This is a genomic window from Frankia gtarii (genome assembly GCF_025403375.1).
Taxonomy (GTDB): domain Bacteria; phylum Actinomycetota; class Actinomycetes; order Frankiales; family Frankiaceae; genus Frankia; species Frankia gtarii.
On sequence record NZ_JAMPTM010000603.1, the window covers coordinates 1 to 606 of the forward strand.

The window sequence follows — 606 nt, forward strand, 5'->3', positions numbered from 1 at the left end:
CGGCGGGGCTGGGGGCGCGGCCCGTCGCCGTCCCGTCGGGCCGGCCGGCGGGTCCACCGGACACGGCGAGCTGGCCGGACGCCGTGGCGGTGGCCCCGGCGGACCCACCGTGGGTGTGCACGAGCAGGCCGATCACCATCAGCGTGGCCGCGATCACGGCACCCACCGCGACCACGGCGGCGAGCAGCCGCACCCGCCGCTGCCGGCCTGCCTGCCCGGGATCGCCTGCGGGGCCGGGCGCACCGGCCAGCATCAGGACCAGCGAGCCGGTCCCCGACTCGGGCCCCGGGCCGGTCTCCAGGTCGGTGGCCAGGTCGGTGGCCCGGTCGGTGGCCAGGTCGGTGGCCAGATCGGTGGCCGGCTCGCGGGCCGGGCCGGTCCCCGGCTTGGGCGCACGCTCCGACGTCCGGTCGGACGCACGCTCGGACGCCCGGCTGGGCGCCACGGCGACCGGCAAGAGCTCCGGCATCGTCGCCGTGAGATCCCGCGCGGCTGCGACGGGGGTGGCCGGTCGCCGGCCGGGCGCCCCGCCGGCTTCCCCGCCGGGCAGCGGCGCGGGCGGCGCCACCGCCACCCCCGTCGCAAAACCCGGCCGCATCCCCGCCC

The 606-nt window shown here is 81.0% G+C and carries 1 pseudogene; it reads right to left on the bottom strand.

The features are described from left to right. Positions 1 to 568, bottom strand: a pseudogene (locus tag NBZ83_RS32515) (hypothetical protein); the annotation flags it as partial. Positions 569 to 606 lie beyond the last annotated feature (38 nt).